Here is a 24,236-nt window from a genome sequence, read left to right on the forward strand (position 1 = left end):
CCCGACACGCTGAAGCGTGGACACCCAACCGCCCGTCCCCAATCCCCGACCCGTTGGGTGTCCCGGCTTCAGCCGGTCGCGGCACCCTCCCCTGCCATCCCGCCGCGTCGCGCAGCGCTCCCCTTCCAATCGTCATGCCCCGACACGCTGAAGCGTGCACACCCAACCGCCCGTCCCCAATCCCCGACCCGTTGGGTGCGAGCCCAGGGGTCAGATCTCTGAATTTGACATTTGGCTCCCTATCAGGCGCCACGACTTGATTTGTCAAATTCACAGATCTGACCCCGGGTCCGTTCCGGGTCCGTCGTCGGAGGGCTGGGTTCCACGAGGGCGCAACGGTGTGGAGCGTTGAGGACTCGCGGAGCTCGTCCCTCCGATTCTTTGCCTCCTCTCCCACAACTCCGGGATGCACCGGTCTCGCTGTTCGTTTCTTGCCACCCGTGGATGGCCGGGTGGAGGCTTGGGTCATGGATGCGAACCCGCCGCCCGGTGTGGCGATGCACCGGCCCCGAGTAAGCCGTGTGGCCCAGGCTTCGCTGCAGGCCGAGATCGAACGCGTCGCAGCGATGACGATCGAGGAGCGGGTGCGGGCCGCGCTCTCGATGGGGGACCGGTTTGCCTGGATTTCGCCTGTTCCGATCGACGCCAGGAGGAAGGGCTGAGGGATGCCGGATCCCGAGTCGATCATTGAGGTTGCGGAGGGGGTCGCCCGAATTCTGGAAGCGCGCGGCGTGGGAGCCGTGGTGATTGGCGGAGTGGCCCTGGCCGCCCACCGTTATGTGCGGTTCACGGACGATCTGGACCTGGCGGTGAGCATCGAGCGGGATGCGCTGCATGCGGTTGCGGACGCGATACGCGGTCAAGGCCATTCCGTGGCGGTTCGGGATCCCGATCTGGACGACCCGCTGGGGGGGGTCATGGATGTCACGGGCCGGTTCGGTCAGGTGCAGGTGATCAACTACGGTGGACGGTTTCCGGCGGTGATCGATGATGCGCTGCGAGAGGCGACCCAGACGATTCGGCCGGGGAGTCCGCTGCGGCTGGTGCCGCTTCCACACCTGGTCGCTTTGAAACTCTATGCCGGGGGTCACAAGTCCAAGGCCGACATCGCCGAACTCCTGCGCCGCAACCCGGAGATCGATGTGGACGGGCTGCGGAAGCTTTGCCGCCGGTACCGCCTGCCCGGGCTCGACGAGCTTTTGCGCGACGAGGGCCTGGTGTCCCCGTGAGATCCTCTGCCACGCTGGACTGGCTCGTTCCGGCGGCTGTTCGGCCCGGGGGAATGGCGAATCGTAAGGGGGGGTGAGTTCCTGATCATGGCTGTCCTCCAGGCCTGCCGCCGCCGATACGGCCGGTGGTTCAGGTGTCCCCGCGTGCCCATCCCCAGGCGGGCCGCCATCCTGCCCACCGTCATCGTCGGTTCCGCCCACAACTCCGGGATCCACTGCGCCGCGGCCGGGCATGATCAATTTGTGTGACGCTGAGCTTTATCCTGTGTTATGGCTCGGCACTGTCATGCATTCCATTCGGCGTGGGGTGGCGTCGGGATTCCCTTGGTGCGTCCTCGGGTTGTTCTTCTGCCTGAATGGTCCGATCCAGGGTCACGGGCAGGCCGCCGCTGGCGCCGGGCCCCGGCTGTCCATCCGGGCGCTCGATGCCTTCGATTTCCGCCTGTCATGGCCGGCCGAACCGGCGGGATTCGGGGTGGAGGAAGCCGCCTCGCTGTTGCCGCCGATCGCGTGGACTCCCGTCTCGGCGACCCCGGCGGTGGAGGCCGGGGAGATGACGGTGCGCCTCGCGTTCGGACCGCAGGCGCGGTTCTTCCGGCTGCGGACCATGACAGCTCCGCTCACGACGATCGCCTCGACGTCGCCCGCCCGGGGCGAGAGCGGCGTGGCCGTGACGCGCGAGACCGTCGTGCGTTTCTCCGCTCCGCTGGCGGCCTCCGCGCAGATCACGACGGATCAGTTCCATGCGGAGTTTGGCGGACGCCGGATCCTCGGCCGGGTCGAGATCGGCGGCGACCGGCGCACGGCCACTCTGTTCCATCTGGAACCGCTCCCTGGCAGCGCGCGCATCCGGGTCACGTTGATGGGCGAGGGGTTGACCGACGGGCTGGGCCGTCCGCTGGACGCCAATGGCGACGGGGAACCGGGCGGCACGGCGGTGTTCGATTTCACCACGCTCAGCCTGAGCAGCGTGCCGAACACGGCAGTGACCGGGCGGGTGTTGGCTTCGGAGACCGGCCTTGGGCCCGACGGACAGCCCATCAACCGTCCCCTCGCCGGCGCGATCGTCACGCTCGACGGACGGGAGCAATCGGTCCGCGCGACCACGGAGGAGGACGGGAGCTTCATCTTGAGCCCGGTGCCGGCGGGGGAGTTCTTCGTGCATATCGATGGCCGGACCGCCGAGGGCAGCGCGTATCCGAACGGATCGTTCTATCCGTCGGTCGGCAAGTCGTGGACCGCGGTGGCGGGAAGGACCAACCTGGCGGGCGGCACCGGGGAGGTCTATCTGCCGCGGATCATCGCGGGCACGCTGCAACCGGTCAGCATGACGGCGGACACGGAGATCGCGTTTCCCGCGGAGACCCTTCGGGAGCACCCGGAACTGGCCGGGGTCACGGTGACGGTCCCCGCCAACGCGCTGTTTGCCGATGACGGACGCCGCGGCGGGTTGGCGGGGATCGCGCCGGTGCCTTCGGATCGACTGCCCGGACTGTTGCCCGTAGGACTGGGGTTCCCCCTGGTCATCACCATCCAGACCGACGGCGCGCTCAACTTCGACAGGCCCGCGCCGGTCCGCTTTCCGAACCTCCCCGATCCTGTCACGGGGGAGGTCCTGCCGCCCGGGGCAAAGACGGGCCTGTGGAGTTTCAACCACGACACCGGGCGATGGGAGCTCCAGGGATCGATGACCATCAGCGCCGACGGGCGCCTCGCGGTGAGCGACCCGGGCGTGGGCGTCACGGCGCCCGGGTGGCATGGGACCAATCCAAACACCGAGGGGGGCGGCGGAGGCGGTGGAGGCCCGCGGAATCCGCGGGATCCGCGGGATCCCGACGACCCGGACGATCCGGACGACGATCCGGTCGATCCCTGCGATCTCGAGCGCAAGAAGCTGCTGCTTTCCGATGGCCAGTGCGCCTTGTCGCTGCTCTCGGCGATTCCGGTGTTTGGTTGCGGGGTGAGTTTCTTCGCGGGCGGCGTGAGTGCAGCCGCCGATTGTGCGGTCGATTACGATTCCTGCGGAGGTTCGGTGCTGGGCAATGTGGCGACGAGCCTGATCGGGTGTGTTCCGGTGATTGGCGGGGCGACTTCGGCTTCGATGACCTGCCTGTTTGGGCGCGAGAACGCCTATGTGCGCTATCGGTTGTGCCGCGACGCCCCGCGGTCGGTGTTGGCGCTGCACGGCCTCGATCCCAGGCCATCGGTGGTCGTGCCTCCGGGCGCCATTCCCTCGGGACTGCTCTTCGAACAGGCGCGACTTTGGTCCGACTCGGCGGATTTCTTCGCGGCGCTGTACGGAAGTTCCAAGTGGAGTGTCATCCCTCCCGAAGGCGCCGTCGCCGCGCATGCGATCCTCGGTGCCGTCCGGCAGGCGAGCCAGATCTCGAGTCCCGCGGGTGTCCGCATTTCGCCGGAAGAACGGGACGCGATTGTGGCCATGCCCCGTCCGCCTGGGATCGCGATGAGCGACGTCCTAGCGGTGATCGACCGGAAGGACCGGATGAACGCCGGGTTGCTCACCCCGGCCGAGTTGAACCTGCCGGCGATCCGCGAGACGGCGGAGACGCTCCTTCAGACGGCGCTGACCCTTGAGGCCCGGGGCTGGGAGACGACTCTCGACTACTTCGAACACGCTCTGAAGCTGGCGGACGATCAGGATGCGGCCTTTCACGGTCACCGTTCCGCGGGCGGTCGCGCCGCCCTCGCCTCGCCCTCGCCCACCTCGGCGCGGCCGTATGAACTTCGTCCGTCGGTGTTCTACAAGATCACCAACACGCAGAACGGCTTTGCCCAGCGCGGACGTCTCGGGCCCAACGGCGAGTTCAACAGCCTGATTCTCGTCGCCGAGGCGATTTACCTCGTTCAATACGCAGACCCGCACTCTCTCGAGACTGCGGTCACCGTGTTCCGAGCCGCTCGGGCCGGGAATTTCACCACGATCCCGCGCGCCATCTTTTCTCCGGAGGATTCCGCGGATTCCGACGGCGACGGCCTCCCTGACGATCTCGAGGACGTTCTCGGCACCAACCCGGCCAACCCGGACACCGACGGCGACGGGATCCCGGATGGCGTGGAGGTGCGGAACGGAACGGATCCACTCGACGGCCTGCCCATGGCGACCGGGGTCCTGGCTTCGGTGGACACTCCGGGGACCGCAATGGACCTCGGGATCGGGAACCAACTGGCGGTGGTGGCGGATCAGTCGCAGGGGATCGCCGTGATCGACATCTCCAATCCTTTGAGCCCGCTGCACCTCGCTCAGGTGCCTTTCGAACGTTCGGTGCAGTTGGTGGCGGTTTCAGGTCCCACCGCTCTGGTGGGCCTCCCGACCCAGGTGGCCGTGGTTGACCTGAGCGCACCGGCGAGTCCACGAGTCACCCATCGGTTCGACACGTTCTTCACGGTAACAGCAGTCGGCGTCCGTGGGGTGTACGGGTACGCAGGCCTGCAGAACGGATGGGTGCGGAAATACGACCTTCGCACGGGCGCCATGCTTTGGGAGTGGACCGGGGACGGTCGGCCCGTTGATCAAGTCACCGCCACGCGCGGCATGATCTTCGTGCTCACGCGCAACGCATTGCACATTCTCAGCGACGCACCCGGCCCGCCCACGCCGATCGGGACCGTGGCCGTCCCGGGCGACATTCCTGTTCTTGTGCCCGGGCGCCCTCTCTTCGTGGGCGATGACCATGCGGTGGTGGGCCACAACCGGGGTTACGCGATCATCGACATTCGCGATCCGACGGCGCCTGTCGTCGTGGGCGCGGCGGACGAAACGCAGTTGTCCGTTTGGAACCTGGCCTCGACGGGTTCGGGGATGATGCTGGCAGCGACCGCCCCGTGGGGTGTTGGCGCCACCGCGCTGCGATTGACGCTCTACGATGCCACGGACCCCGGGGTGGCGGGCCAGGTGCTGACCACCTTCGACACGCCGGGAGACTCGAGGAAGCCCGTCCTCCACAACGGCCTTGCGCTGATCGCCGATTCGGGCGCCGGACTGCAGGTCTTCAACTACCTTCCGGCCGACCTCGCGGGAGTGCCGCCCAGCGTTTCACTGCACCCCATCTTCGACCCGGCCGGGCCCGAGGGCGACTCCGTCGAACCCATCTGGGTGTCGGTTCGGGCCACCGACGATGTCCAGGTCCGCGATGTGGAGTTGTACCTCGACGGCGAACGCATCCAGGTGGACGGCACGTATCCGTTCGAGTTCGGGTTCCTCGCGCCGTTGCGCTCGGCGACCCGGAGTGAGTTCACGCTCCGGGCCAGGGCGACCGACACGGGAGGCGCCTTCGCCTGGAGCGACCCGCTCATCGTGCCGGCGCTGGTGGATCGGGTTCCGCCCACGGTTCGCGCGGTGCATCCGGCAACCAACGCGGTGGTACGCAGCGGCACGTTGTCGCGCCTGTGGGCGACGGTCAGCGAACCGCTCGACCCGGCAACCGTGAATGCGTCCACGTTCCGGTTGTTCGAGGCCGGCCCCGACGGGAATCCAAACACCGCCGATGACCTCGCGATCGCCGGTGCGGTGGGGTTCGAGGCCGCGACGAGAACCGCATTCCTCCAGACGGCGCTTCCTTTGCCGCAGGGTTCGTACACCGCCGTGTTGTCCGCGGGCCTCGCCGATCGTTCGGGGAACACGCTTCCGCAGGAGGTGCGATGGTCATTCCAGGCCCGCGACACCAATACCTGGATCGCGGCCACGGGCGGGAACTGGAATGTCGCCGCCAACTGGTCGATGGGGGCCATTCGCGCCGGAGACGATCTTGTGATCGACGTGCCGGACGCCGAGATCACCACCCAGGTCACGACCGGCTTCTTCCCCGTCCGGAGCCTCCTTTCGCAGGAGCGGTTCACCTTCCAGGGGGGCCGGATCGGCGTCAGCGATGAGGCCATCCTCAACGGGTTGTTCGTGTGGTCGAGCGGTTCCTTCGAGGGAACGCGGGGCATCGTGCGCGCCCGCGGCGGACTGCGCATGGAAGGCACTTCCAGTCGCTCGATCCATACCCTGACGGTGGTCAACGAGGGACCGGCCCTGTGGACCGGGGGCGGGCTCACCCTGTTCCAGGAAGCCGGGTTCCAGAATGGCGCCTCGGGGATGCTCGAGATCGTCAACAGCGAGTTCCTCGCGATGGCGACGAGTTCCGACACCGCCTTGGGCTTCCAGAATCGGGGCACCGTCGTGAAGCGCGGGACGGGCCTCGTGCGGTTTGGCGGCATGGCGTTCCGCAACCCCGGCCAGCTCGACATCGAGGAGGGCGGGATCGAGTTCTTCGAGACGCGCTTCGCCGGAACCGGCCAGGTGCGCGTGCGGATGGGTGCCACATGGTCGATCGCCGCATCCGTCCCCGCCATGGCCGGGTGGCCGCGGATCGAGGGGGGGCTCACGCTCGACGAAGGCGGTGTCCTGTCGGTGTCGGGTTCGCGGTTCGTCGCCGAACCCGGGTCCCGGATCGCCGGAGCCGGACAGGTTCTGGTTCGAGGAGGCGGCTTCACGGGCTTCACCGCCTCGGAGATCGATGTGCATGGTGCGTATGACGTGGGCAGCACCACCGTCGAGGCGCGATCCAAGGCGCGGTTCCACGGCGACGCCCGCACCGTAGAACTCCTGCTGAAGGATGCCGGCACCGAACTGGGTGGAATGGGCACCGTCGAAGTGACCGACCGCATCGTCTGGACGGGCGGCGACATGGCGGGCGGGGGCACCACGCGTATCCTGGGCACCCTCGAGATCGACGCCGTGAATGCCTTGTCCCTGAACCATCGCACCCTCGAGATCCTCGGGACCGTGACGACCCGGGGTCCGCAACCCTTCTCCTTGTTCCCCGGCCGGCGCGCCCATATCGATGTCCTGCCCGGGGCGATCTGGAGGCACGGCGACGGCTTCCGGATCGCCGCCAATCCGGTCTCCGATGATTTCCGGTTCACCAATGCCGGTTCGTTCCTGCAGGAGGGCGATGGGGAGAGCCGCGTGGACCTGCACGTGGTCAATGAAGGCCTCTTCGCCGTCGCGGCCGGCCGATTGACGGTGGGCGGCACCTTCCAACAAACCGCTGACGGGACGCTCGCCCTGGAGATCCTGGCGCCCCCGGCGGAACCGGCTTCCGCCGGGCGTCTCGCGGTGATCCGTTCCGTCACCCTGGCTGGGCAGCTTGAGATCCGCCGACCCGGGAATTTCGTGCCGGTGGTGGGCGCCATCTATCCCGTCCTCACCGGGGCATCCCGCGCTGGGGAATTCGAGTCCCTGACAGGGCTGGACATCGCTCCCGACCGGAGGTTTGAAATCGAATACACCGCCACAGGCTTGGAACTGCACGTGCGCCCCCGCCCGTGAGATACCGTTCCGAGCGTACGTAACAGGTTCCAAGGATTTGGTGCAGGTGAAGATTCTGCAGGAAAACGGTTAACCTGGGTTCCCACTTTCGACTACAAGATTGCTCAATCGCCAAGGTCACGATGTAACCGTTCACTGGATTTTGAGTGGCAGGGCGCGCGGAGGCGATTGGAGCGGAGGCGACGCCGGTGTGCCGCTCAGAATCCTGGGAACGGTTGCCCGGAAGGAGTCCCTCTGGAGGGAAGAGGCGAGGTGAAATCGGAGGGCCGAAGCCCCAACGGCGGGGTGCTTCGGGTTGTGGACTCGCGGAGTTCGTCCCTCCAATTCGCCGCTTCCTCACTCACAACTCGCGGATTCACCATGCGATGATCCGGGACACAACAAAAGGCTTGCATCTTTTCCCCGCGAGCCAGCAGGCTTCACCCAGTCTGGGAGTTCTCTCTCTTCGCAGAATAAAGAGACGCGCGGGGGCAGAGGGAGACCCAGCCAACCATTCGTAACCACATCGGCCGAAACCAAGCCGTGAAAGCCATCCCCCTCCTCTTCGGCGCCCTTCTGTTCAACCCGGTGTTGCCGGCCCCCGCACAACGAATCCCTGCGACTGCCGCGGGCGAAGCCGAAGAACGCGCGCGCCCAACCATCCTCAATGCCTACTCCACACGTTGGGACGCAGCTCACGAGATCGTGGGAGGCAATGGCGCGACCACTCCGCAGCGGGCGAGTTACGTGGAACTGTCGGACGGACTGAACTATCGCGACGAGACTGGAACCTGGCAGCGCACACGGCCGGAGACATCACCCTGCGCAGCGCGCCGCTGGCTCTCGCATACTTCGATCCAGTGAGCGGCGAATCCGTGATACTCGCAGGGCTTCAAGATACGTTCGCTCAGCAGGTTGCATCGAATGTCGTCGTTTACCCGGACAGCTTCCGAGAACTCCACGCCTCGATTCGATACATCTACGAGATCGGCAGTTTTCATCAGGACGTCATTCTGCACGAAGCGCCGCCGTCGCCACAGGCGTTCGGATTGTCAGACCGATCCCGGTTGGAGGTGATCACCGAGTTCGGGCCGGATACGCCGGAACCGGAGCGGTTCACTCGTTTCATTCGTGTGGAAGAAAACCCCGCGATCAGGCGCTCCATGGTGGAACCGGATTTCACGGATCACCTGCTCGTCTTTGGGCAGGAGATTCGGATGCTGATCGGACGGGCGTTCGCCCTTGATGAAGAGCTGAATGATGGCGCAGGCGGCGAGCCAGGGACGGAGATTCCCGTGGGAAAGGAGTTCCAGCGGATCGACGGCCGCACCCGTCTCATAGAGGGAGTTGAGTATCAGGCAATTGCGCCATTCCTCGAAGACCTGCCACCTGCGACAGCAGATTTGGGAGAGGCCACCCGAAACGGTGAGTCCATGGCATCCTCCGGACGCCTCGTGCCGGCGCGGATCGCGTCACTCGACCGCGGCCATGAGTTTGCTCGTCGTGAACCTTCCCAGCGGGGCTTCGTGCTGGATTACGTGACCAAGACGGGCGGCGCGACCGACTTCAACTTTGTCTCCAAGGGCACCTACTACATCAGCTCCGGTTTCGGAGTGAGCGGGTACTCGATCGCCTTTGGGGAAGGCGCGGTGATCAAATACGCCAACAATGCCTACCTCTACCTTTACGGGCACTTCACATTCCCGTCGTCGGGCTCTCCGGTGGTGTTCACTTCCAAGGATGAGAATCTCTATGGTGAAGTCATCAGCGGCAGCACGGGCAGTCCCGCCCACATGGCCAATCCCGCTCTTTGGGTTTACTACGTCGATTTCAATACGGAGATTCGCAACGCCTCCGTCCGCTGGGCGAAGCAAGGAGTGGTTTACGACCAGAATCCCGGGGTGAGCGCTTCGCACTCCGTCCGGGATTCCAAATTCAAGAACACGCAGACCGGCGTCGTTGGTGGCTGGAACTCGCCGACGGTTTCGCTGACGAACATCAAGCGCTGCAACGTGACCACGCCCACCTCGGGCTGCTGCATCGGCGGGAGCATGACCCTCGATTGCGAGGGCGACAACGACTACGACGAACTGCCCGACAGTTGGGAGGTGACCTACTTCGGCAACACCTCCGCGCAGAACGGCCACGGCGATCCCGATGGCGACGGGTTGATCAACTTCAAGGAGTACCTGTTCGGAACCTCGCCGAACCTGGCGGACAGCGATTCCGACGGCCTTGGCGATCTGCTCGAGTATGAACTGTCCTTCAACGTGCTCGTCAACAGCCCAGCCGCGGATTACGGCAAGGAACAGAATTCGCAGTTCGAATCGACGTGTGCGGTCCTGAATGGAAATGTCGTGGTCGCCTACGTGGACTCCAACTCGGGTGTGTACGCTCTGGGGCAAAGCTCCCTCTTGACTTCCTACACACCGAGAATGGTCGGCTATGCCGTTTCGGAATTCGGCGGAGCCGTGTTTGTGGACAAAGGGGTTCCCCCGCTGAGCACGCAAGGCTCCGGCACCTCCGACGATGGCGATGCCGGAGACCCCGTGCTGGCGGTCGATACTACGGGATCGCTCGTCTATTTGGTGGGAACGTCTCCGCGCAATGCGGGCCACAAGGGCATTCCCCTCTGGAAGTCCACAAACGGGGGCGTGAGCTTTGGCACACCTGCCCTCATCTGCGGTGACAAAACCCAGACCGACAAGCCCTGGATCACCGTCGATAATGCCACGGGCACCGGACAGCGGGATGTCTATGTCACGTTTACGACCTTTGGACCACCTCAGAAGCTGTGGCTGACGGTTTCGACGGACTACGGCGCCAACTGGAACACCATTCAGGAGATCGCGGCATCTGTGACCAATGGACAGGTCCAGTCAGCTATTCCGGTAGTCGATGCCAATCACGTGGCGTACGTGTTTTGGCTCGATTCGCAAAGTGCGGGTGGCGGCGCCTACAACAATTACATCAAATTTCGAAAGGTGCAGAGTCGGGGCGCCAGTGTTGGGAGCCCCCAGCAGATCCTGCAAACGGTGACCACCGGGGAGGCATACGGGGATCTGGCCCTCAAGCGCAGCAACTCCTCGGCTTCGAACGACACCTTTCGCGTCTTTCCCTTTCCCGTGCCCGCAGCCAATCCGAGTTCCAGCAAGGCCGGCCATCTTTACGTCGCCTACGCGGACAAGGGAACAGGCAGTGACAGGGCGGATGTCTTCTTCGTGTGCTCCAGCAACGGCGGCGCAAGCTGGACCAGTCCCCTCCGCGTGAACAGTGTCGCCAGCAACGATCAGTGGATGCCGGTGATCGCCGTCAAGCCGGATGGCACCAGGCTGTTCGTCGCCTGGTACGACCGGCGGAATGACTCGTCCAACAACTCCCTGATCGACGTGTATGGCCGTTGGGGGACGATTGCGAGCGGCGGCAGCGTGACCTTCGGCACCGAGTTTCGGATCACGACGCAAAGTTTTCCGCCGGTATTTGCGGGAACTTTGGCGGCGAACAAGACGAATGGCCATTACGATCCGGTTTATCCGCCGGGAGGTGTGAACCTTCACTGGCACTATCCGGAGTGGGATGACGACGTGCTCACCGTTACAGAACCGGCCTATCAGGGTCATGTTGGCGAGTACAACGGCGCGTGGGCTGATAGCTCCTACGTTTACGTCACCTGGACCGATTATCGGCTCACAGCCCAAGGCACTCTTTACGGTCGAAATCAAAGCGATATTCGATTTGCTCGACTGACTTGGCCCCAATAGGCGTTGCCTCGCAACGAAAACCCCAACCCGGCGAAAGCAATGACTCTCCTCAAATGTGGAATGCTTGGCCTGCTCATCGCGCAGTCTGGACTGGCGCAGGGGTACTTTTCTTTTCGCAACATCTCGCGGGGAGATGGGCTTGACGCTCCGATTCTCGACGCGCGAGGAATCCCTCTCGAAGGAACCAACTATTTGGCCGAATTGTACGGAGGCGCCAGACCAGAGACCATGGCTCCCGCCCTGGCTGAGGTTCTTTGGCAGAGGGCGAGCGCGCCGCTAATAACTCGAGGGTACTTTGTGGGAAACGGTGTCCTCGTGCTTGACGTCGGAGGTGGAGGCTACGCCTGGCTCCAGGTGCGCGCGTGGGATGCACGGTTGGGTGCAACCTACGAGGAAGTCGTTGCCAGGGGATTGGGCGGTTTTGGCGAATCGCCTCTGTTCTACGCACTCAGCGCGGCTCATGGACACCTGTCACTCCCAAGGCCACTGATTGGTCTGCAATCCTTTCGCCTCCGGCCGGCAACCGGTGTCCTGATGCGCGGAATCCGCCGCGAAGGCGATCAGGTGGTGGTCGAGTGGAACCCCGGGTTCGCGCGTTACCAGCTTCAGGAGACCGCCGCGGTGGGCCAGCCGTGGCAGGACGTGGGCGAGCCGACCACCGCCACGAGCATCACGAACACGATCGGCGGTACGACCCGGTTCATCCGGGTGATCGGGCTCTTGGAGTGAGTTCGCGCAGCACACAGGTTCTCCCGGGTTCGGTGCTGGGTCGGGGTCAGATCTCTGAATCTGGCATTCTCGTCGCCCGCCCGATCCCGAGCCTGATTTGTCAATTTCACAGATCTGACCCCGGGTCCGCTCTCCCCTGCCAGGACGGTTGGGTGTACACGCTTCAGCGTGAGCCTTTCAAACCACCCCGACACGCTGAAGCGTGGACACCAAACGGAGTGCGGCCAACCCCGTGCCATCCGTCCTCACCCACCACTCCGGGATGCATGGATGCACGGGTCCGGGTGAGGCTTGGCCTTGACGAATCGGGAAGGAAGCATTCGGATGGGGTCGCTATGAAACTTTCTGCACGACATTGGACAGTGTTGACGACGGTTCTGGCGCTGGGAGCGGCGGCGGCATTCGGTGCGGCGAAAGTGGGCTCGAAGGCGCCGGAGTTCACAGGGACGGACATCCTGGGAAAGGCGCATTCGCTTTCGGACTATCGGGGCAAGGTGGTGGTGATCGAGTCGTACAACCAGGATTGCCCGTTCGTGGTTCATCACTACAAGGACGGCGCCATGCAGGAGCTTCAGGCGGAGCTGACGGGCAAGGGGGTGGTGTGGTTGATCGTCAACTCGACGCATGCCAGGAACTCCAGCTACCGCACGCCATCGAAGGCGCAGGCGGAATGGGAGAAACTGAAGATCAAGGCGACGGCGTGGCTGGATGACAACGCCGGGACGATCGGGAAGGCCTACGGAATGCGCACGACGCCGCACATGTTCGTCGTGACCCGGGACGGCGCGCTCGCCTACGACGGCGCGATCGACGACAATCCGTCACCGAGCGGCGATCCAAGGAAGGCGCGGAACTTCGTGCGCGAGGCGGTTGAGGCGGTTCTGGCCGGCACCGAGGTCGCGGTGAAGCAGACGCGGCCCTACGGGTGCGGCGTGAAATACTAACGGTCAACGGGCGGGCTCGCAGGAACCCGCCCGGGCTGGAGCCGGAAAGGGAGAGCCGCAATGGCGGCTCTCCTTCGTTTAGAGCCTGTCTGAAAACTGGAAGGGGCCCTGTTGTCGCGGAAAAGGCCGGATGGCGAGGCGCGAGGAGGGAGCCTACCCGCCAGCGGTCTGTGACCGAGGAGCAACGAAGCCAGCCGGCCATTTCCGCGACAACCCTTCGGGCGGCGGTCCTTTCGGCCTGGGCCTGCGTTGACTCGACCGTTACAGCCCGCTGCGGGGATGCGCCGGCCTCGCCGCCTTGGCCCAGGCCAAAACCCCTCGTCGCAGGGCCCCTCCCAGTTTTCAGACAGGCTCTTAGGGCCGCAGTTGTTCACCCGGCGCATTGGGAGTGAAGCGATACACCAGATCGGCCTTGGGCGGTGTGACGGTGAATTCGCCTGCCGAAGCTGAACCCATCGCCGTGACCGTCATCTCCCAGGGCTCGATCAAGTCCACCTTCCAGGGTCGAGAACCGGCGAGGAGGACGGTCTGCGGCTGCTGGTTCATGGTGTAGAGAAGGGCATACTCGCCGGGCTTGGAGAGCCACAGCCCGCCCTGGGGAGTCCGGCTTGGTGCCAGTTGATGGAACGGCGGCGCCTGGGCCATGAGATCCTTCAACCATCGGATTCGTGCGGGGCTTTCGCCGTGCAGCACGCCGCCCTTGGACCACCAGAGAATGTCGTCGGGATGCCGGTAGGTTTCTCCGTGCCCGACATAGCCGCCGGTCATCGTGCCCAGCCAGAAGCGCCGGACCATTTCCTGCGCGCCCAGCCGGCCCCAGCCCTGCGGGATGTCACCCTCGTAGCCGCATTCGTCCACGATCACCGGTCTGCCATACTGACTGCGCCACTCCAGGGTCCGGACCAGGTCCCCGTGTTGCACGCTCGCATGGGTGACCCAGGGCTTGGCGTGATCGTAGAACCCGCGGCAGTTGTGAATGCCGCGCAGCCGCTGGTGTGGGTCCTCCGCGTGCAGGATCTGGAAGAACCGGTCCCAGTCGGCCATCGCCTTGTCGCCACGATGCCCGGCCATGGCGCCCGGGGCCATCAGGTCGTACTCGTTGGCCAGCGACCACCAGACATTGCGGAAGGCGCCCAACCGCGCGATGGCGTAGCGCAGGTAACGGTCGTCGTGGTCGCGCCCCATCTCCGAGAAGCCCCAATGGTCGTAGGGATGCCACAGGATCAGGTCCGCCTCGATGCCGAGCCGCTGCAGATCGAGGATGCGGCGTTCGAGATGCCGCCAGAACGACGGGTCTGGCCGGGTGAAATCGAACCTCCCATCCGCGCCCTTCCGGAAGGCGAACCGTTCGGGCTCGTTCTGGTTGTAGGCGTATCTCTTGGGAAACACGCAGAACCGGATCTTGTTGAAAGGCGAAGCCGCCAGCGTTCCCAGGGTCTGCTCCTGCAGCGGTTCGGGCTGGTGGGTCCACACATAACAGGTGGTGCCGAACGAATGATGCGGCGTGCCGTCGGCATGGCGGAGGTAATGGGTGTCGAACACCTCGACCGGACCGTGGTTGCCGGGGGCGGGCGCATGGACGGTGAAGACCCCGGTCTTCCCCTCGAGTTCCGGCACCGAACCCTGGGTCCGGTACCGCCATTCCCCCATCGTCGGCGGGCTGAAGCGGACCCGGTAAACGCCGTCGCCGTCCCAGAACCCGGGCACGGTCACCTGTCGGTCGCCCTGGGTGAAGGTGGCGGACCATTGCACTTCGAGGTAGGGATTGCCTGAGTCGGGGCCGCCGAGGACGACTTCGAAGACACCCCAGCGTTCAGCGGCGCGTACGGACGGCATGAGGCTGGCCAGGAGCAGCGCAGCGGCGAGGACCGACCGGAGCAGTCCCTGCGGAGGAAACCAACGTCCGGAAGGGGTCGGCGGAACAAGGGAGGGTTTCATGAGGTGCAGTTTCTATATCGTATTGCCCGCCACAAGCACGGCTGGACCTTGGAAAGGCGCCCGCAAGGCGTGTTTGATGGCGCCGGCAACCGGGTTGCCCATCACTCTCCTGCCATCCACCGGCGCGATCCACTCGGTCGCCAGCGGTCCCTCCGCACCCGACATATCCACTTCCACCGGGCCGTGGCAGCGAGGACCATGACCCGATTGTCTCCTACTCAAACGACTCCAGCGGGGTCGCTGACTTCTGCCACTCCTCCCAGCCCGGAATCGGGTGCTCCCGCATGATCTCCTCCATCAGGTAGAAGTCCCGGCGATCCTCGGTCCTGGCGCGGACCGCCCGCACGGCGGCCGGGGAGATGAAGGGCAGGTCATTGCCGAAGGACTGGCGGACATAACTGATGACGGCGGCGATCTCGTCGTCGTTGAGCACGGGTCCGAAGCCGGGCATGGGGGGGACGCCCTTGCCGGGATCGTACTGCTGGCCGGCCAGTTCCATCGGACCCCAGAGACCCTTGAGCACGATCTTGATGAGGCGTTCGTCGCTGTCCGTGATCCACGGATTGTCGATGGCGGTGAGTGGCGGGTAGATGTTCGCGATGCCGAGGCCGTTGGGTTGATGGCACGAGACGCAGAGACCATCCCGTCGGTAGATCTCGCGACCGAGGTCGTACGTCTTCCTTTCGGAGGCCGTGAGATTGCGGGTGGGTCCCTGCGGCCGGTTGTCCTCGGTGGGCGCGATGCTGGCGAGGTCGAGTCTGCCGTCGAGATACTCGACGGCGCGCGGGTTGGCCTGCTTGATGGCGGCCAGGGCACCGGTTTTCTCCAGTGCCAGGACATCGTCGGCGAGGGTCTGCTTCATGATCAGATCGAAAACGGGGCCCATCCAGCGGTCGAAGGGATGCCGGAGGGCTTCCAGGGCGATGCGGGCGCCAGCGGGGTTGTCGAGCCAGGACGCGGCAACGATGGCTTCGAGGCGGACCCGCGGGTGGGGATCGTTCGCCGCCTGGAGGAGGAGGGCGGTGCTGTTGGGGATTCTGCGCCAGGCGTGGCGCACCACGTTGGCGGCGGCGGCCCGCGCCTGGTGACTGCGCGCGGCGAAGCACTGCTGGAGAAGGCCGGCATCGACCTGGTTCTGCGCCCACGTCACCCACAACGCCTCGCACAGATAGCGTTCGTAGTTCGGATCGCTCTGGTCGAGGGAGGCGGCCCAGCGTTTCACCGCCGGAAGGACCTCACCGGCCGGGTGCCCGCGCAGTTCGCGGCGGGTGCGGTAACGGGCCCGGTACTCTGGCAGTTTCAGATTCTCCAGCAGCTCCGCGAGGCTTGCGCCGGCGATCTTCGGCGGCACCACCAGCGGGCGCGACGGATGGGTGATGCGATAGATGCGGCCGTGCGCGGTGTCGCGGTTGGGGTCGCGGGCGCTGTGCTGCATGTGACCGATGAGCGCGTTGTGCCAGTCCACGACATAGAGCGAGCCGTCCGGTGCGGTCTCGAGATCGACCGGACGGAAATTGGGATCGGTCGAGGACAGCAGGTCACCCGCCACCTTGCCGTAAAAGCCGGAGCCCTCCTCCCAGATCTCGTGGTAGCTGATGCCCAGGAAGCCGATGCTGTTGCAGATCATGAAGTGACCCTGCACGGCGTCGGGGAAATGCCTGGACGAGACAAACTCGGAGCCGGACGTCGGCCGGGCACGGCGCGGAGCGAACTGGTCCACCTTGGGAATCTCGATGCCGTAAGGCATCTTTGCCGAGACCGGCAGCGCCCAGTAGTTGTCACCGCTCGACGCATCGGAGATATAACCCTGTTCCCATTCGTCGAAGGCCACCGCCCACGGGTTGTTGTAGTCGGCCTGCGACCAGCGTTCGAGGCGCCAGCTCTTCGGGTCGAAGCGCCAGACGCCACCGTCGTTGCACCGTCGGGGACCGTACGGCGTCTCGACCTGCGAATGGAGGAAGCGGCCCTCGCTCAGGTAGAATGCGCCCGAGGCGTCCGCGGTGTACGCCGAGATGGCGTGATGCGTGTCATGGGAATCGAAGCCGCCAAGCAGGACGACCTTCTCGTCGGCCCGGTCATCTCCGTTGGTGTCCTTGAGCAGGATCAGGTTGGGTTCCTCGGAGACATAGACGCCTTCGGGGGCGAGTTCGAAGCCGATGGGCAATGAGAGGCCGTCCGCGAAGACCGTCTGCTTGTCCGCACGGCCGTCGCCATTGGTATCTTCGAGGATGAGAATTTTGTCGTTGGGTCGCGTGCCGCCGGGAACGTAGTGCGGGTAGCTGGGCAATACGGACACCCACAGCCGGCCCTTGTTGTCGAAGGACATCTGGACGGGATTGCGCAACTCGGGAAACTCGCGTTCGGAGGCAAACAGGCTGATTTCGTAACCGGGCAGCAGGGTGAACGTCTTCAGGGCCTCCTGTTCGTCGAGATAGGTGATCTCGCGACGGAAGTTGGTTTCGATGGGCGTCAGCGGGCGGGTTGTGGAGTCATCCACCGTGAGGTCCGAGGTCCTGCCCTGCGCAATGTCCCAGATCTTCCGGTCCCGCAACGCCGTCATCTGCCGGATCTTTTCGATCTCCTCCGGGTAATTGACATTGCCGTAGGGGCGGTACCGCTGGCCGTGGACATGCACGCCGTTGAGCATCCGGTAGTCGTTGAACCACATCCAAATCTTCTCCTGCACCGCGGCGTGGAGCAGGCCGGCCTGTGCCGTTGCCCGATGCGGGCCGCGGCCATAGATGCCCTCGACAAGAGGCCCGGCGGTGGCGGCGTAACCGTCGTCGTTGAGATGGCTGCCGTTCTCAGTCAGCGGATTTCGGTGCTGTGCGTAGAGCTGTTTCGAGACGGAGAACAGATCGACGAAGGTAAGATTGTGCGCTTCGGCGACGGCACGGATGGCACGGGTGTAGAGCGCGAGGTTCTCATTCTCCGCGTCGCCCCTGGGGAGATCGTAGTCCCGGGAGCGATCCTCGAAGGCAATGGGCGAGACCAGGACAAGCCGGGGCGCGGAACGGCCATTGTACTGCTGGGCGAGGGTGTGCCGGACGAAGGCTGTCAGTTCGGCGCGAAAACGGTCCACATGGTCGGGTCCGTCGAAGGATTCGTTGAAGCCGAAGAAGGCGAGGATCGTGTCGGCCTTCACGAGCTTGAGCCAGTCGTCCGGCTTGTCGTAATGGCCGATGCCGAAGTGCATCTGAAATTCGGGCCGGAACTCCGCTGCACCGGGAAACGCCCATTGATCGGGCTGGCCTGGACGGGGTCGGAAGGCCGGGGTGTCGCCTTGATACCCCATGTTGCGGATCACGAGACTGGCGTCGGGAAAGCGCTGATAGAACTCGGTCTCCCAGCGGCCGTAGTTCTGTTCGCGTTCGGGCAGGCCGTTGCCAAGAAGCACGATGGTCTCGCCCCTGGCGGGTTCCGGCAACGGGGCGGCGATGGAGGAATGAACCGTCGCGAAGCAGGCGAGGGCGTACAGAACAAGTCGGTTCATGGAATCCATGGAGCGGAGCGTAACGAAGCCCGTCGGAGGCGACGACGAACTTCTTCCGGACGGACTGGAGCTGCCGTCACGGCTCAGTATTGGTTGGTGCTTTCGAGTTCGCCGAAGGCTCGCGGCAACTGGTCGCTGGAAAGGTCGATCCGGAAATGCGCGATTCCCACCTCCAGCGCCCGCGTCACCACCCGCCACGACGCCGTGGCCTGAGGTTCCAGGGTGGCCACCGGTTCCATCACCAGGCGTCCCCCGTCCTCGAGATGCGCCGGTGTGGCGCCTGTGCTCGAGACGTACTCCTGCAAATCCGGCACCGTTCCCACCGGGCGCACATTGGTCAGGGCCGCGGTGCCCTGGTTGGTGACCCGGATCTCATACACCACCTCGCCCCCCACCGGCACCGGGTCCTCCACATCCACCAATTCGAGCAGAATCGCCGGCACTCCCACCACCCGCGGCTCACACCCCGTCACCACCCGCTCCGCACATGCACCGTGCGCGGCGGCGGCAAAGGTCACCCCGCCCAGATCGGGCGCCTCGAAGGTCGCGCAGATTCGCACCGCCGCGCCCGGCACGAATTCCCCAAGGTCCCAGGTCAGATTCGGCGGCACATACACCACGCCTTGCGACGCGCTCACCACCGTCACCCCGGGCGGCACCGGCAGAGTCACCGTGACCAGGTCCGCCGCGTCCCCTGTGTTGCGGACCACCAGGCAGATCTCCAGCGGATGCCCCAGCAACACCCGTGGCGGCGCCACGCAATCGATCGTCAGGCGCGGCCCCCGCACCGTCGTGTTGCCGACGGCTTCGGCCCGGCCCCCCTCCGCCGACACCGCCTGCCATGTCATCGACTTTCCCCCGCCTGCCGTCGCCCGCATCGGCACCGGCACGTCCCGCACCTCACCCGCCCGCAACACAGCGATCGTGCCCGTCAGCATCCCCCCCGGCCCCACGTCCAGCCCCTCCGCCAGCGCGGCGGTCCAGCGAACGTCGGTCAGCGCATCATGACCCGCGTTTCGCAACCGCAGCCGCACCTCCCACGGATCGCAGGTCGTCACCTGCGGCGGCACCGACAATTCCAATTCGAGTTCCGGCCGCACGGCCCCCAGGTCCACCAGCAGGAAGTTGCTGCAAGCCTTCGGCGTCACGCACCGATATCGCCGCCCGTTCGAGTTGAACACGAACACGTACGCATCGATCGGTTGCCGCCCCTCCCAGATCACATCCCGCAGCACCACCGGACGCCCCCGGTTCCTCGACGACATGAACGGCAACCGGGTGCCCCGGGGGAGATGCACCTCCGTGATCGGCGCCGTCTCCGCCGCCTCGAACAGATCGCCCAGATCCCCCTGCCACCCCCATTGGCGAAGGATCGATGCGATGTCCGGGCGCAGCGTCGGATCGCGGAAACGGGCGCGCAGTTCCTCGGGCCGTTGTATCGGCGGGGCAAACCGCGTCGCCGGGTTCCCCAAATGCGTCGCGCGATGCGGTTGCGCCGCGACCGGCAGCGACGCCAGCCACAGCCACGCCAACGCAACGCCCAGGAATGCCGTGCATGTCCGTCTCATCGATCTGAACGGCAGTCTGCCCCACCCTCCCCACCAATCCAAGGCTAAGCCGTATCCATGGAGTCAGGAGGAGGGCGATGGCGCCGCGGATTCCCGGGCAGGACGAGGCGTGAGCGAGGCGCGGATCGGAACCGGGTTACGGAACGAGCGAACGACGAAGCTCCTGCCCGAAGAGATCAAGCCAGCGCGCCCGACCTTGCCGCGTGGCTACGGCTCAGCGCCTTCCACCGCGTCCACCCCTTCGATCCGCCACGGCCGGCTGTTGTCCGGTACGGCGGTCAGTCCCTCGATCCGCACCCGATGGCCGTGCCGGACCTGGAGGACCGGCTGGGCGCCGCTGTTGGCCAGGCGCACATCGCGGAGGGTCAGCGTGTCGAACCGGTCGACGTCGAGCACCGGTTGATCGAGGTGGGCCCCGTGCAGCGACAGGGAAACGTTCTCCAGGGTCAGTTGAAACTGACGTCCGGCGTCGCCCACCACACGGGTGGTGCGCGCAAGCCGGGTCGCCCGGATGTTCCTGAAGTGGAGCCGGCGCGCCGGCTGGCCCTGCATCCAGCCCCCGCGCTCGAAGTCGTACAAATACAGCGCCTCCGCCCGGTCCACCGTCAGGTTCTCAATGAGCCAGTCGTCGCTCGGCCGCTGGGGATGGCGGTCGCGCGGGGCAAAATGGACGAAGGCGCCCAGCATGTTGGTCCGGCCGCTGATCTTGTGCTCGTACTCGCCCGGCCCCCACAGGTGGCAGTCCCGGACAACCAGTCGCTCGCACCCCAGGCGAAACCCGTTGCAGGACGAGTTGATCCGGCAGTTGAGGATCTCGAAGTCCGCGTTGTCGCACCCGGCAAACCCGTCGTCGCCCGTCCGGAAATCGCAATCCACCACCCGGAATCGTTCACAGCGCTGGGTGTGCAGGGCGTCGTGGCCGCCCCGCACCCTGACGCCTGCCACAACGGCATCGCGGCAGTCGAAGCACATCAGGGCATAATTCCCGGCGCGCCGGACCGTGATGTCGCGGATCGAAATGTCGCGGCAGTTCCGCAGCACCAGGGCGTGCGGCCCGCGGAACCCCTCCTCCCCCTGCGGACGGGTGCAGTCCACACCATCGATCGTGCCCGGCCCGTCGATGCGGATATTCGTCGCGTCCAACGCGGTCAGCAGCGCATTGGACCATTCGCCGTCGCCCCATTGCCTCCGGCCGCCGGACCCGTCGCCGAACGCCGGGTAGTCCTGCCAGTCGTCCGACCCCTGAAGAATGGCGCCCTCCTCGAGATGCAGGCGCACATTCGATTTCAGCAGGAGGGCGCCGGTGCGGAAACGTCCCGGCGGCACGCGCACCGTTCCGCCGCCGGCCGCGTGACAGGCATCCAGGGCGGCCTGAATCGCGACGGTGTTCCGGTCGCTCCGGTGAGTCCGCGCACCGCGATCCGTGATGCGCACGTCGAGGCCCTGAGCCGATCGGGGCTCGGCTCGCAGTTCGAACCGCGAACCCAGGACCGGGATGGACGCGGCAGCGAAACCGAGACGTCGCAGGAATTCGCGTCGAGGGGTTCGGCCGGCGGGGCAGGGCAGGGAAGGCATGGCTTTCATGGCGGGTTGCGGTCAGATCCCCCGACACGCGGACCCGGGCGGGGGATGGCCCGAGTCCCCGGACTCGCCATGGACGCGAATCCTGTCGGTTACGGCGGAGGCTGCTCCGTGCCCTGACGGGTGCAACGCACCGCACCGGTGGCGCCGCAGCATCGCTTGAACTTGATCTTGGGATCGAACGGACAGGGGTCGTTGCGGCCGATCTTGGGACCCAATCGGACCGGTGGGACCGGATCGGCTGCCAGCCTGGCGGCCTCCTGCTCGCGTGCCCGCGCCATGATGGCCGCAGCTTCCTCGTTCGCCTTGAGGATCTGCTGCATCATTCGATCCGACATCCGGCTGGTCTCGAAGGACTCGGACTTCCTGGGACGCCCCCGCTTGCGCGTAAAGATGCCGTCGTCGTCATCCTCAGAACCTGCCGATACAGCCCCCGGACTTTTCGGAGCGTGGAACGCTTCTGCCCCCAGCTCCGGATCATCCAGCAGATCCCTGGCGTCCAGGGAGGGCGCCAGCCGGAGACCGTAATCGGTGCAGACGCGACGCAACTGATGAATGCTCAGCGTGCGGCCATAGGTTCGCCTGAACCACAACTTGATCTCGTCCGCGCGCCACAAATTGCCGGGCGCGGGATCGTCCGCCGGACGGAGAGAGAGCAGGCGCGCCCGCACGGCCTCCGCTTCCTCCTTGGTCAGCGCCAGCTCCTTTTGCCGGCCGCGCCGGCGGGAGATCGTCGCCTCGACGCCAGCCTCCTTCGAAAACTTAAGGAGCCACGAAACGTATTGTTTGGTGACCCCGACGTCCCGGGCGACGTGCGTCGCCTTCTCACCCGCCTGGACGCGCCGAAGGATCTCGGCTTTGCGCTCTTGGCTGGCGGTCATGTCGCTCACGCGCCCAGATTGCGCCACTGCGCCGAGCCGTGACAACTCGGGAATGGCCCCTTGCGCTGGCGAAACGCACCCCGTCCGACGGGTGTTGGAATCCTCCAATCCACACGGCCGGACACCCATTCTCACCGGGTCCTCCCCGGATCGGGCGTCAGCCCTTGCCCCTGGTTGCCCCGTGCATCCCGGAGGTGTGGGGGAGGAGGCAGCGAATCGGAGGGACGAGCTTTGCGAGTCCTCAACCCAACGCTCCACACCGTTGCGGCCCCATGGAACTCGGCCCTCCGAAGCGCCGCTGGGCGGAGTTCGCACCCCACCCACAACTCCGGGATGCACCGCTGGTTCCCCGCGGCGCTTGTTTCGCGTTCCCAGTCCGGGCGGCTTCGTGTACGACGCCGTGATGCCGAGCCTCATCCCGCCGGAGGTGCCGCCCGTCATTGCCGGGTTCCGGCCTGATGGTCCAGGGCCGGTCCTTCCTGTGGAACGGATTGAAACGCTGGACGTGCTGCGCGGCTTCGCGCTGTTCGGCATTCTGCTCGTCAACATGGCCCTCTTCGGCTGGCCGGTTTACCAGTTGGTGCTGGGCAACCCGATGGGGACGGCCTCGCGTGCCGACGCGGTGGCCGGCTGGACGATTCGGATCCTTGCCGAAGGCAAATTCTATTCGCTGTTCTCCTTTCTGTTCGGCGTGGGCGTGGCGATCCAGATGGAGCGGGCGGACGCGCACGGGGTCCCGTTTGCCGGCCGCTACGCGAGGCGTCTGACTGCATTGTTCGGGATCGGACTGGCGCACACGCTTCTATTGTGGGAGGGGGACATCCTCGTCCTCTACGCGATCCTGGGGTTTCTGTTGCTCGCGTTTCTCCGCTGCCAATCCCGGACGCTGCTGATTTGGGCGGCGGTGTTTCTCGCACTTCCAGTGCTCCTTTACGCCGCCTTCTGGGTGTTGTTCGCGGTGGCTTCGATGTTGCCCAACGTCGCCGGGATGATTGAAAAGGAACTGGCCGCTGCGAACGAATCCTACGCACGGCAGTCGGAGGAAAACCTCCGCGTGTTTGCGCAGGGCGGCATGGGCGAGATCTTCGTCCAGCGCGGTCGGAATGTGGCGTTCCTGTATCAGTTTGTCTGGGTGGTTGCGTCGATGGTGTTTCCGATGTTCCTCCTGGGCTTCTGCGCCGGGCGCCGCGGCATCCTGCGGCATGTCGGGGCCAACCTGCCGTGGGTCCGGCGTGTAGGTGTCTGGGGTTTGCTGATCGGGTTGCCGGCCAGTGGGGTTTACGCATTGGGTCATGCGGCCAGCGATGCATCGAATGTGAATTTCGCGTCGGTTGTTGCCCTGGGGGCGCTGGCCATCAGCGGACCGGCCTTGGGACTGTGCTACGCGAGCGGGCTCGTCTTGCTGTTGCAACGGGAAGGCTGGCGGCGGGCGCTTCAACCGGTCGCCGCCGCCGGGCGCATGGCATTGAGCAACTACCTGTTCCAATCCCTGGTCTGCACCACGCTGTTCTACAGCTACGGACTGGGTTGGTATGGTTCGGTGGGGATGGCCGCGGGAGCGGGCTTGGCCGTGGTGATCTACGCGGTGCAACTTCCCCTCAGCGTCTGGTGGTTGAAACGTTTCAGGTTCGGTCCCGCGGAATGGCTCTGGCGACGGCTGACGTACGGCCGCGAGGCGATGCGGAGATGAGCCGGGACAGCGGATAGGAATTTGCTTTTTCTGGGACAGGGTCAGGATGGTGGCAGGACCGGCAGGTGCATCGGCGCAAGGCTCTCTCCGGCCATGGACCCCACGAACG

At 65.4% G+C, this 24,236-nt stretch carries 13 protein-coding genes; 8 read left to right on the forward strand and 5 right to left on the reverse strand.

What is annotated here, in order from left to right:
- The first annotated feature begins 467 nt into the window (after window positions 1-467).
- From KF833_05515 to KF833_05545, 7 genes are all read left to right on the forward strand, one after another.
- Window positions 468-662, forward strand: coding sequence for a hypothetical protein (locus KF833_05515; GenBank protein ID MBX3744748.1), 195 nt, complete (start codon window positions 468-470; stop codon window positions 660-662).
- 3 nt (window positions 663-665) lie between these two features.
- Window positions 666-1,229: a nucleotidyl transferase AbiEii/AbiGii toxin family protein gene (locus KF833_05520; protein ID MBX3744749.1), complete on the forward strand. Its 564-nt coding sequence runs from the start codon at window positions 666-668 to the stop codon at window positions 1,227-1,229.
- Window positions 1,230-1,515: 286 nt separating this feature from the next.
- Window positions 1,516-7,563: an Ig-like domain-containing protein gene (locus KF833_05525; GenBank protein ID MBX3744750.1), complete on the forward strand. Its 6,048-nt coding sequence runs from the start codon at window positions 1,516-1,518 to the stop codon at window positions 7,561-7,563.
- Between the two features lie 522 nt (window positions 7,564-8,085).
- Window positions 8,086-8,406, forward strand: a complete 321-nt coding sequence (locus tag KF833_05530) for a hypothetical protein (protein ID MBX3744751.1) — start codon at window positions 8,086-8,088, stop codon at window positions 8,404-8,406.
- The gene (locus KF833_05535; GenBank protein ID MBX3744752.1) at window positions 8,403-11,303 is read left to right on the forward strand and encodes a hypothetical protein; all 2,901 of its coding nucleotides are present in this window, start codon (window positions 8,403-8,405) and stop codon (window positions 11,301-11,303) included. Before KF833_05530 ends, KF833_05535 begins: the two co-directional genes overlap by 4 nt.
- Before the next feature lie 534 nt (window positions 11,304-11,837).
- Window positions 11,838-12,032 carry a hypothetical protein gene (locus KF833_05540; GenBank protein ID MBX3744753.1) on the forward strand — a complete coding sequence of 65 codons (195 nt, stop codon included), beginning with the start codon at window positions 11,838-11,840 and terminating at the stop codon, window positions 12,030-12,032.
- Window positions 12,033-12,397: 365 nt separating this feature from the next.
- Window positions 12,398-12,976, forward strand: a complete 579-nt coding sequence (locus tag KF833_05545) for a redoxin domain-containing protein (protein ID MBX3744754.1) — start codon at window positions 12,398-12,400, stop codon at window positions 12,974-12,976.
- A gap of 354 nt (window positions 12,977-13,330) precedes the next feature.
- Here KF833_05545 and KF833_05550 read toward each other — a convergent pair whose 3' ends face one another.
- From KF833_05550 to KF833_05570, 5 genes are all read right to left on the reverse strand, one after another.
- The gene (locus KF833_05550; GenBank protein ID MBX3744755.1) at window positions 13,331-14,914 is read right to left on the reverse strand and encodes a DUF5060 domain-containing protein; all 1,584 of its coding nucleotides are present in this window, start codon (window positions 14,912-14,914) and stop codon (window positions 13,331-13,333) included.
- Window positions 14,915-15,128: 214 nt separating this feature from the next.
- Complete coding sequence (locus KF833_05555; GenBank protein MBX3744756.1) at window positions 15,129-18,416, reverse strand: c-type cytochrome; 3,288 nt, start codon at window positions 18,414-18,416, stop codon at window positions 15,129-15,131.
- Between the two features lie 74 nt (window positions 18,417-18,490).
- Window positions 18,491-19,975 (reverse strand): DUF11 domain-containing protein, encoded by a 1,485-nt coding sequence (locus KF833_05560; protein MBX3744757.1) that lies wholly within the window; start codon window positions 19,973-19,975, stop codon window positions 18,491-18,493.
- A 207-nt stretch (window positions 19,976-20,182) separates the two neighbouring features.
- On the reverse strand, window positions 20,183-21,559 hold the full coding sequence (locus tag KF833_05565; GenBank protein MBX3744758.1) for a right-handed parallel beta-helix repeat-containing protein: 1,377 nt from the start codon (window positions 21,557-21,559) through the stop codon (window positions 20,183-20,185).
- A gap of 89 nt (window positions 21,560-21,648) precedes the next feature.
- Entirely contained in the window at window positions 21,649-22,446 is a 798-nt protein-coding gene (locus KF833_05570) for a hypothetical protein (GenBank protein MBX3744759.1), read from the reverse strand.
- Window positions 22,447-22,795: 349 nt separating this feature from the next.
- On the opposite strand from KF833_05570, the gene KF833_05575 reads away from it, so the two are divergent.
- Window positions 22,796-24,127 carry a DUF418 domain-containing protein gene (locus KF833_05575; protein ID MBX3744760.1) on the forward strand — a complete coding sequence of 444 codons (1,332 nt, stop codon included), beginning with the start codon at window positions 22,796-22,798 and terminating at the stop codon, window positions 24,125-24,127.
- Window positions 24,128-24,236 lie beyond the last annotated feature (109 nt).

Source organism: Verrucomicrobiia bacterium (assembly GCA_019634625.1).
In the GTDB taxonomy this organism is placed as follows: domain Bacteria; phylum Verrucomicrobiota; class Verrucomicrobiia; order Limisphaerales; family CAIMTB01; genus CAIMTB01.

Bases quoted from the DNA above. Each gene is read 5' to 3' on its own strand.
- KF833_05515 (MBX3744748.1), top strand. From the start codon at position 468: ATGGATGCGAACCCGCCGCCCGGTGTGGCGATGCACCGGCCCCGAGTA.
- KF833_05520 (MBX3744749.1), top strand. From the start codon at position 666: ATGCCGGATCCCGAGTCGATCATTGAGGTTGCGGAGGGGGTCGCCCGA.
- KF833_05525 (MBX3744750.1), top strand. From the start codon at position 1,516: ATGCATTCCATTCGGCGTGGGGTGGCGTCGGGATTCCCTTGGTGCGTC.
- KF833_05540 (MBX3744753.1), top strand. From the start codon at position 11,838: ATGCGCGGAATCCGCCGCGAAGGCGATCAGGTGGTGGTCGAGTGGAAC.
- KF833_05550 (MBX3744755.1), bottom strand. From the start codon at position 14,914: ATGAAACCCTCCCTTGTTCCGCCGACCCCTTCCGGACGTTGGTTTCCT.
- KF833_05555 (MBX3744756.1), bottom strand. From the start codon at position 18,416: ATGGATTCCATGAACCGACTTGTTCTGTACGCCCTCGCCTGCTTCGCG.
- KF833_05560 (MBX3744757.1), bottom strand. From the start codon at position 19,975: ATGAGACGGACATGCACGGCATTCCTGGGCGTTGCGTTGGCGTGGCTG.
- KF833_05565 (MBX3744758.1), bottom strand. From the start codon at position 21,559: ATGAAAGCCATGCCTTCCCTGCCCTGCCCCGCCGGCCGAACCCCTCGA.